The 8,334-nt window shown below is 72.8% G+C and carries 8 protein-coding genes and 1 pseudogene; 5 read left to right on the forward strand and 4 right to left on the reverse strand.

The window, feature by feature from the left end:
- Positions 1 to 4: 4 nt before the first annotated feature.
- The 4 genes and pseudogenes from ACRWND_RS26100 to tnpA form a co-directional block, all read right to left on the reverse strand.
- Positions 5 to 1,153, reverse strand: coding sequence for a GNAT family N-acetyltransferase (locus tag ACRWND_RS26100; RefSeq protein ID WP_431953529.1), 1,149 nt, complete (start codon positions 1,151 to 1,153; stop codon positions 5 to 7).
- Positions 1,150 to 2,382, reverse strand: a complete 1,233-nt coding sequence (locus ACRWND_RS26105) for an aminotransferase class I/II-fold pyridoxal phosphate-dependent enzyme (RefSeq protein ID WP_431953545.1) — start codon at positions 2,380 to 2,382, stop codon at positions 1,150 to 1,152. Before ACRWND_RS26105 ends, ACRWND_RS26100 begins: the two co-directional genes overlap by 4 nt.
- Positions 2,264 to 3,643, reverse strand: coding sequence for a cytochrome P450 (locus ACRWND_RS26110; RefSeq protein WP_431953531.1), 1,380 nt, complete (start codon positions 3,641 to 3,643; stop codon positions 2,264 to 2,266). The genes ACRWND_RS26105 and ACRWND_RS26110 overlap by 119 nt, the downstream gene beginning before the upstream one ends.
- A gap of 295 nt (positions 3,644 to 3,938) precedes the next feature.
- Positions 3,939 to 4,325, reverse strand: a pseudogene (gene tnpA / locus ACRWND_RS26115) (IS200/IS605 family transposase).
- Between the two features lie 375 nt (positions 4,326 to 4,700).
- On the opposite strand from tnpA, the gene ACRWND_RS26120 reads away from it, so the two are divergent.
- From ACRWND_RS26120 to ACRWND_RS26140, 5 genes are all read left to right on the forward strand, one after another.
- On the forward strand, positions 4,701 to 5,816 hold the full coding sequence (locus tag ACRWND_RS26120) for an LLM class flavin-dependent oxidoreductase (RefSeq protein ID WP_431953533.1): 1,116 nt from the start codon (positions 4,701 to 4,703) through the stop codon (positions 5,814 to 5,816).
- The gene (locus ACRWND_RS26125; RefSeq protein ID WP_431953535.1) at positions 5,813 to 6,445 is read left to right on the forward strand and encodes an FMN reductase; all 633 of its coding nucleotides are present in this window, start codon (positions 5,813 to 5,815) and stop codon (positions 6,443 to 6,445) included. Before ACRWND_RS26120 ends, ACRWND_RS26125 begins: the two co-directional genes overlap by 4 nt.
- An 8-nt stretch (positions 6,446 to 6,453) precedes the next feature.
- Positions 6,454 to 6,777: a GNAT family N-acetyltransferase gene (locus ACRWND_RS26130; RefSeq protein ID WP_431953537.1), complete on the forward strand. Its 324-nt coding sequence runs from the start codon at positions 6,454 to 6,456 to the stop codon at positions 6,775 to 6,777.
- Between the two features lie 155 nt (positions 6,778 to 6,932).
- The gene (locus ACRWND_RS26135) at positions 6,933 to 7,922 is read left to right on the forward strand and encodes a pirin family protein (protein ID WP_431953539.1); all 990 of its coding nucleotides are present in this window, start codon (positions 6,933 to 6,935) and stop codon (positions 7,920 to 7,922) included.
- Complete coding sequence (locus ACRWND_RS26140; protein WP_431953541.1) at positions 7,919 to 8,287, forward strand: tetratricopeptide repeat protein; 369 nt, start codon at positions 7,919 to 7,921, stop codon at positions 8,285 to 8,287. Before ACRWND_RS26135 ends, ACRWND_RS26140 begins: the two co-directional genes overlap by 4 nt.
- Positions 8,288 to 8,334: the final 47 nt, after the last annotated feature.

The following is an 8,334-nucleotide window of genomic DNA, read 5'->3' on the forward strand; positions in this document are numbered from 1 at the left end:
TACCTCACCGCAGGCCGCCGCTGTCGCGCTCGTACAGCCGGTGCGTTCTGAAGCGCCCCCCGCCCATGGCCTGCGCGTGCCGGTTGGAGCCCCGGTTGTCCTCCAGGATCCAGGACAGGTCGGTCTCGGTGTAGCCGAGCCGGAAGGCGGCGCGCTGCGCGTCGGCGAGCAGCACCGCCATCAGCCCGCGGCCGCGGTGCTCCTTCCGCACACCCGACGTGCCGCCCCTGACGCGGGTGATGCCCGCCATCGCCCGGCTGATCCGCAGCATGCCGATCGGCAGCCCCCAGGTGGTGAGCCTGCCCCGGGCGGCGCGCAGCGCCTGGTTGACGTCGGGCACCCACAGCGTGAAGGCGACCGGCTCGCCGTCCACCTCGGCGATCCGCACCAGGTGCGGATGGATGACCGACTTCAGTTGCGCGGCCATGTGCAGGAACTCGGCGTCGGTCAGCGGGACGGATGCGTAGTTCTCGGCCCAGGCGTCGTTGTAGATGTCCTTGACGAGGGCCATCTCGGCCTCGTAGCGGTCCGGGTCGAGCGGCCGTACCCGCACGGCCGGGTCGGCCAGGGTGCGTGCGGCGACCCGGGCGATCGCGGCGGGCGGCTCGCCGTCCGGGGGCATCGGCACCAGCCAGGACAGCAGGTCCTTCGCCTTGCCGAAGCCGCAGCCGGTCAGCAGCCGGTCGTAGTACGGCGGGTTGTACGGCATGCCCACGCTCGGCGGCCCGTCGAATCCGTCCACCAGCACCCCGCACTCGTCGTTGACGGAGAAGCTGAGCGGACCCAGCATCCGGGTCAGCCCCCGCTCGGCCAGCCAGGCGGCCACCGCGTCGAAGAGCGCCCCGGCGGCACCGAGGTCGTCGTCGCACTCGAAGAGCCCGAAGTGTCCGCACTTGCCGTCGTGCCGCTCCTGGAAGCGCGGATCGGCGACGGCCGCGATCCGGCCGACGGGCCGGCCTCCCCGGTGGGCGAGGAAGAGCCGCGCCTCGGCCGTGTCGAAGAACGGGTTGCGGCGCGGGTCGAGGAAGGTGCGCATCTCGCGCTCCAGCGGGGCGACCCAGCGCGGGTCGTCGCGGTAGACCGCGTACGGCAGCCGGATGAAGTCCGTCGTGGCGGCGCGGCCCTCGACGGAGGTGACGGTGACCGCGTTCACCGGGCCACCGCCTGGCCGGGCAGACCCGGGACGAGGCCCGTCCGGCGGCCGGCGGCGGCGAAGGCGTCCAGAATCCGCCGCAGGTGGGCGTCGGAGTGGGTGGCCTGCACGGTCACCCGGATCACGCAGCGGCCCTCGGGGACGGCGGGGGCCCCGACGGCGTTGGTGAACACGCCCCCGTCGAACAGGGCCTGCCACATCAGGGCGCAGTCGGCGGCGTCCCCGATGAGGACGGGGACGACCGGGGTGACCGAGTCCCCCGTGTCGTAGCCGAGCGCGCGCAGTCCCTCCCGCAGCTCCTCCGCGAGCGCCAGCACGCGCCGGCGCCGCCAGGGCTCGGCCGCCGCGATGCCGAGCGCGGTGATCCCCGCGGCGAGGGCGGCGGGCGGCATGGACGCGGAGAAGAGGATGGAACGGGCGCTGTAGCGCAGGTAGTCGATGACGTGCGCGGGCCCGGCGAGGAACCCCCCGGTGGAGCCGAAGCACTTGGACAGGGTGCCGGTGAACAGGTCGACCCTGTCCATCAGGCCGAAGTGCTCGGCCACCCCGCGTCCGCCCGGCCCCAGCAGCCCGATGTCATGGGCGCCGTCCACGACCAGGCGTGCGCTGTGCCGGGCGGCGAGTTCGGTCAGCCCGGGGAGCCGGCACAGGTCGCCGTCCATGGAGAACATCCCGTCGGTGACGAGCACCTTGCCCGCGGTCGGTTCCGCGGCGGTGGCCTGCTCCAGCAGCGTGTCCAGCCGCGCAATGTCCGAGTGCGGGTACAGCACGCGGCGGGCCGCGCCGAGCCGGATGCCGTCGACCAGCGAGGCGTGGTTGGCCATGTCGCTGAAGACGATGTCGCCGCGGCCGAACAGGGCCGCGAGCGCCAGGTTCGCCTGGAAGCCGGTGGTGACCACGGCGGCCGCCTCGGTGTCCAGGTAGTCCGCGATCCGCTCCTCCAGTTCGCCGTGCAGGGGCGTGGTGCCGTTGAGGGTGCGCGCGCCCGAGCAGGACGCGCCGTGGCGGGTCAGCGCCTCGGCGGCGGCCGCCGTCACCCGGGGGTCCGTGGACAGCCCCAGGTAGTCGTTGCAGCCCGCCATGACGACGTCCCGGCCCTCGACGACGGCTTCACCGTCGCCCGTCATGTGCATGGTGCGGTAGAAGGGCCGCACGCCCGTCTCCTCCATGGCCCGCACGAAGGTCGACGACGACAGGTCCTTGCGGAACGCGTCCGTGGCGTCCTGGATCTCGGTCACTGGCCTGCGGTCTCCCTTGGGTGAGGGGCGAGTGGATGGTCAGCCGGGCGATGTCGGCCATGCTCGGCCCGGCGTGCCGCACCGGTGGGGCGGCGGCCCGGGCGCCGGGCAGCTCGCGGGCGAAGGCCCGGGCGAACGCGAGGGCCTGCGCGCGGGCCAGATGGGACCCGAGGCAGTAGTGCAGGCCGCCGCCGAAGGCGAGCAGCCGCTGCGCCGGCCTGTCCGGGTCGAAGACGTGCGGGGCGGGGAAGCGCGCCGGGTCGCGGTGGGCGGCGCCGATGAGCGCGTGGACGACCCGTCCGGCAGGCACCGGGCTGCTGCCCAGCCCGGTGTCCGCGCCCGCCACGCGGGTCACCACCCGTCCCGGCGGGTCCCAGCGCAGCAGCTCGTCCGTGAGCGGTCCCGCGAACCCGGGGTCCTGGCGGATCCTCTCGGCGAGCGCGGGGTCGGTGGTCAGCGCCAGAGCCGTGGCGGCCAGCAGCGCGGCCGTGGTGGGCACGCCCGCGGAGAACAGCGTCAGCAGCAGGTAGCGGGCCCCCGCCGGGTCCTCGGCGGCCCACCGCGAGAGCAGGTCCCCCGCCGGGTGCCGCAGGCGCTCGGCCAGCGCGCGGTCGTACACCTCGAGCAGGGCCGACGCGGCCGCGTCCGCCCGCCGTACGACGCTGGGCGGCGCGGCGAGCTCCTCCACCCGCACCATGGCGGCGCTCTCGGCGGCGAGCCACCCGCGGTCGATCCACCGGGGCAGCCCGGTCATCTCCGCGAGGACCGCGGTGGGCAGCGGCCGGCAGAGCCGGGCGACGACGTCGACGGCGCCTTCGCGGCGTACGGCGGCGGCGTACCGCCGTACCCGGATATCGGTGAGCGGCTCCACGAGCCGCTCCGCCGCATCCCGCACCAACCGGGGAGCCAGCACAGCGTTGAGCGGCCGTCGCCGCGCGGTGTGCTCCGGCGGATCCTGCTGCAGCGGGGTCTCGCACAGCCCGACGGTGCTCGCGCTCCGACGCCACCCGGGGCGGTGGGCGTCGCGCCATCGCGCCCCCAGAGTGAGCCATTCACGCCCGGTCAGCACCTGGCGGCACTCCTCGTAGCCCGTGACCAGGAACGCGCCCCACGGCGTCGGCACGAGCGGTCCCGCCCCGGCCAGCGCGTCGTACGCCGCCGCGAGCGCCTGCGGCTCCACGGCCCTGCGCCACTGCCGGACGAGGCCCGAGGCGGAACGCGCGTCGAGGGCGGCGGGCTTCGGGGGAAGCATCACGTGGCTCATATGTCGGGAACGGACCTCGGCTCGGAGGCTGGCGGGGAGCGTCGTGCAGCCCGGCGCGGCGCACGCGACGGCGTGCGCCGGGTCGGCGCCCCTGAGAGTGCTCTGCCGGAGGTGTTCCGATCCAGTAACAAAGCCGCTTTTCACCCGCTAGTGAACGAAATTCACCTTTCCCTCGAGCGGTCCGCTACTACCGGGCCTGTTCGCAGTGCACCGGGCTTCAGCCCGGTGGTGAACCGGATCTTGGCCTGTTCTGACCTCGGCTGTGTGCACGGATGGGCACTGTTCACTCCAGCCCGGGCCAGAGGGACTGGTTCTGCTGTTCGATGCACTGCTTCACGATGCTGAGCGCGCGCCGTCGACCGATCCGGCGAAGTACGAGCCGGACCACAGGCGATGTGCCCGCCAGTAGTGGGGCCGGGTCGGGAACTCCTGGCGGAGTCTGCGCGAGGAGACGCCTCTGAGGGAGTTCACCAGCATGGACACGGCGGCCTTCGGCGGGAGGTCGATCAGGAGGTGGACGCGGTTGGCCTCACGGTGGAACTCGCCGGTTCGGCCTCGAAGTCCTCGCGCACGGCTCGATGATCTCTTCGCGGCGTGTCAGGTGCCGGTCGGCGAAGAAGGCCACGCGGACATGCACGCGGAATACGCAGACGGCGCGGTGGGCGGGAATCGCCGTCCTTCAGCGGCGAGGATGTCAAGGTCGACCGTCCGCGTCCTCACCCACCGCCCCGCGTCTCCCGCAGGAGGCGGTGACGCGCGTGCAGGGCACGCCCTGCCGCCCGGCAGGCCGCGTTCGCGGCGCGGCGGCGATGGGCGGACGGCCCCGCGAACCGCGCCCCGGCGGATGCCCGCGGCGTGGCGTTCCCCCGGTCGGCCGGGCTGCCGGCGCCGGGTCGGGACCCGGACGATCCGCACGTCCGCGGGGCCGGCCGTGCCGAGGCTCCGCCGGCTGCCGCACCAGCAGGAATACCCCGGGTGGCCATCCTGTTGGGGATGGTGGTTGAATAATCAACAAACATCGGGACGACGGAGGAGAGTGAAGCCGGTGCAGTTCGGGATCTTCACCGTGGGTGACGTGACCATGGACCCCACGACCGGCAGGACGCCGACGGAGCATGAGCGGATCAAGGCGATGACGGCGATCGCGCTCAAGGCGGAGGAGGTGGGGCTGGATGTCTTCGCGACCGGTGAGCACCACAATCCGCCGTTCGTGCCGTCGTCTCCGACGACGATGCTGGGGTGGATAGCCGCCCGCACAAAGCGGCTGATCCTCTCCACGTCGACGACGCTGATCACCACGAACGACCCGGTGAAGATCGCCGAGGACTTCGCGATGCTGCAGCACCTGGCCGGGGGCCGGGTCGACGTGATGATGGGCCGCGGCAACACCGGGCCGGTGTATCCGTGGTTCGGGCAGGACATCCGGCAGGGCATCCCGCTGGCAGTCGAGAACTACGCGCTGCTGCACCGGTTGTGGCGTGAGGACGTGGTGGACTGGGCGGGCCGTTTCCGCAGCCCGCTGCAGGGGTTCACCTCGACGCCGCGGCCGCTGGACGGCGTGCCGCCCTTCGTGTGGCACGGCTCCATCCGCTCGCCGGAGATCGCCGAGCAGGCGGCCTACTACGGTGACGGCTTCTTCCACAACAACATCTTCTGGCCGTCGGATCACACCAAGCGGATGGTCGAGTTGTACCGGACGCGCTTCGCGCACTACGGCCACGGCACGCCGGAGCAGGCGATCGTGGGGCTCGGTGGGCAGGTGTTCATGCGGAGGAACTCGCAGGACGCGGTGCGGGAGTTCCGGCCGTACTTCGACAACGCGCCGGTGTACGGACACGGCCCGTCGCTGGAGGAGTTCACCGAGCAGACCCCGTTGACGGTGGGTTCGCCGCAGCAGGTGATCGAGAAGACGCTGAGCTTCCGGGAGTACGCGGGCGACTACCAGCGCCAGTTGTTCCTGATGGACCATGCGGGGCTGCCGCTGAAGACGGTGCTGGAGCAGCTCGACCTGCTCGGCGAGGAGGTCGTGCCGGTGCTGCGGAAGGAGTTCACCAAGGGCCGCCCGGCGGGCGTGCCGGAGGCGCCGACGCACGCCTCGCTGCTCGCGGGCCGCGAGGCGCGGGCCGCGGGGGACCGGGACGAGAAGGAGGTCGTGAAGTGACCGTCGCACCTTTGAGGCTGGTGGTGGTCTCGGCGGGGCTGAGCACGCCGTCGTCCACGCGGCTGCTCGGTGACCGGCTGGCCGAGGCCGTACGGCTGGCCGTCGCGGACGGCGGCCGCACGGTCGAGGTGAGGGTGGTCGAGCTGCGGGACCTGGCGGTGGACATCGCCAACAACCTGGTCACCGGTTTCCCCGCCCGCCCCCTGGCGGAGGCCGTCGCGGCGGTGACCGAGGCGGACGGCCTGATCGCCGTGACGCCGGTCTTCTCCGCCTCGTACAGCGGACTGTTCAAGTCGTTCTTCGACGTGATCGACAACGACGCGCTGTCCGGCAAGCCCGTGCTGATCGCCGCCACCGGCGGCACGGCGCGGCACTCGCTGGCGCTGGAGCACGCCCTGCGGCCGCTGTTCGCGTTCCTGCGGGCCGTGGTCGTGCCGACCGCCGTCTACGCGGCGTCGGAGGACTGGGGCGGCAGCGGCGACGCGCTCACCGACACCCTGCCCAACCGTATCGCCCGCGCCGCGGGCGAACTGGCGGCGCTGCTGGTGACACGCCCCTCGGCACCGGCGGCCGCGCCGGATACGGTCGTTCCCTTCGAGCAGCAACTGGCCGCACTGCGGCCCGAATAGGAGAGACGATGGCACTGCGCGTCGCGGACAATCCCGGCAAGTCCCGCTTCGAGATCTTCGACGCGGCGGAGGAGGGCGGCGCCGAGGAGGTGGCCGGCTTCGCCGAGTACCACCTCTACCGGGACCAGATCGCGTTCATCCACACCGAGGTGGACCCCCGTTTCGGTGGTCGCGGCCTCGGCGGGGCCCTCGCCAGGGCCGCGCTGGACGCGGCCCGTGAGCGGAAGCTCGCGGTGCTGCCCTTCTGCCCGTTCATCCGGGGATGGATCGGCAAGCACCCCGAGTACGTGGACCTGGTCCCGGAGGGCGAGCGCCCGCGTTTCGGCTTCTGAGCCTCCGCCGGGCGCCGGGCGCCCGGGGATCGGAGGCGAACGGCAGGGGCGGCGGTACAGCAGGAACAGCGGGGCCGGAATGCCCCCAGTTGGTTGAATGTTGAATCGGTCGCGGGGTCCGGACGGGCCCCGCGGAGACTGCCGAGGAGGGCGTCATGCCTGCCGTGACCGTGGAGAACACCCTGCTGCTGCCCCGTGTCGCCGAGCCCGACCCGGTGGCCGCGCAGCAGCGCCCCGTCCGCCGGGTGACCTCCGCCCCGCAGGGCTTCGAGGGCGAGGGCTTTCCGGTGTACCGCGCCTTCGCCGGGGTGCCGATGCGGGAGCTCGACCCCTTCATCCACATGGACCAGATGGGTGAGGTCGAGTACGCGCCGGGCGAGCCCAAGGGCACCGCGTGGCACCCGCACCGCGGCTTCGAGACCGTCACCTACATGATCGACGGCCGCATGGAGCACCAGGACTCGCACGGCGGCGGAGGGACGATCACCGACGGCGCCACGCAGTGGATGACGGCCGGCAGCGGCATCCTCCACATCGAGGCGCCGCCCGAGGAACTGGTCGTCTCCGGCGGGCTCTTCCACGGCATCCAGCTGTGGGTGAACCTGCCGCGGGCGAACAAGTGGAACGCGCCCCGCTACCAGAGCATCGAGGGCCCCGAATCGGCGCTGCTGTCCTCGCCGGACGGAGGAGCCCTCCTCCGGGTCATCGCCGGTGACGTCGCGGGCCACGCCGGGCCGGGAAGCACCTTCACCCCGATCACGCTGGTCCACGCCACCGTCAGCCCCGGTGCGCGGCTGGTCCTGCCCTGGCGGGGCGACTTCAACGCCCTGGCCTACGTGCTGTCCGGACGCGGCACCGCGGGTGCCGAGCGACGCCTCCTGGACGCGCACCAACTGGCCGTGTTCGGCGCCGGCGACACCCTGACCCTCGAGGCCACCGACCATCCCGACAGCCGCACCCCCGCCCTGGACGTCCTGATCCTGGGCGGCCGTCCGATCCGCGAACCGGTCGCGCACTTCGGCCCGTTCGTCATGAACACCAAGGCCGAGGTCATGCAGGCCGTCGAGGACTTCGAGCGGGGCCGGTTCGGACTGGAGCCGGCCGGCCGTATGCCGCACACCGCACCCGGAGAGGAGCTCGCGTGAACACCGTCGACACCCGGGAGTCGTACGCCTTCCACGAGGAGAGCACGGCGGAGCGCTGGGCGCGGGCCCAGCTCTACTTCGAGGCCAAGGAGTACACCGAGGCGGCCCGGCTGCTCACGACCGTGGTCGACGAGGTGCCCGAGCAGGTCGCGCCGCGCCTCCTGCTCGCCCGCGCCTACTACCACTCCGCCCAGCTCGGCCGCGCCGAGGAGCAGTTGCGCCTGATCGTGGAGCGCGACCCGGTCGAGCACTACGCGCACCTGATGCTGGGCCGCACGCTGCAGCGGCAGGGGCGTGAGGCCGAGGCAGCTCCCTGGCTGCGGCTCGCCGCCGCCTTCGCGGGGGAGACGCACCCGCAGGACTGAGTAGGTGTTTTTGTACTTCCGGTTCATGATCAGCGGAAGCGTCATCC

Source organism: Actinacidiphila sp. bgisy167, assembly GCF_965342175.1.
Lineage (GTDB): Bacteria > Actinomycetota > Actinomycetes > Streptomycetales > Streptomycetaceae > Actinacidiphila.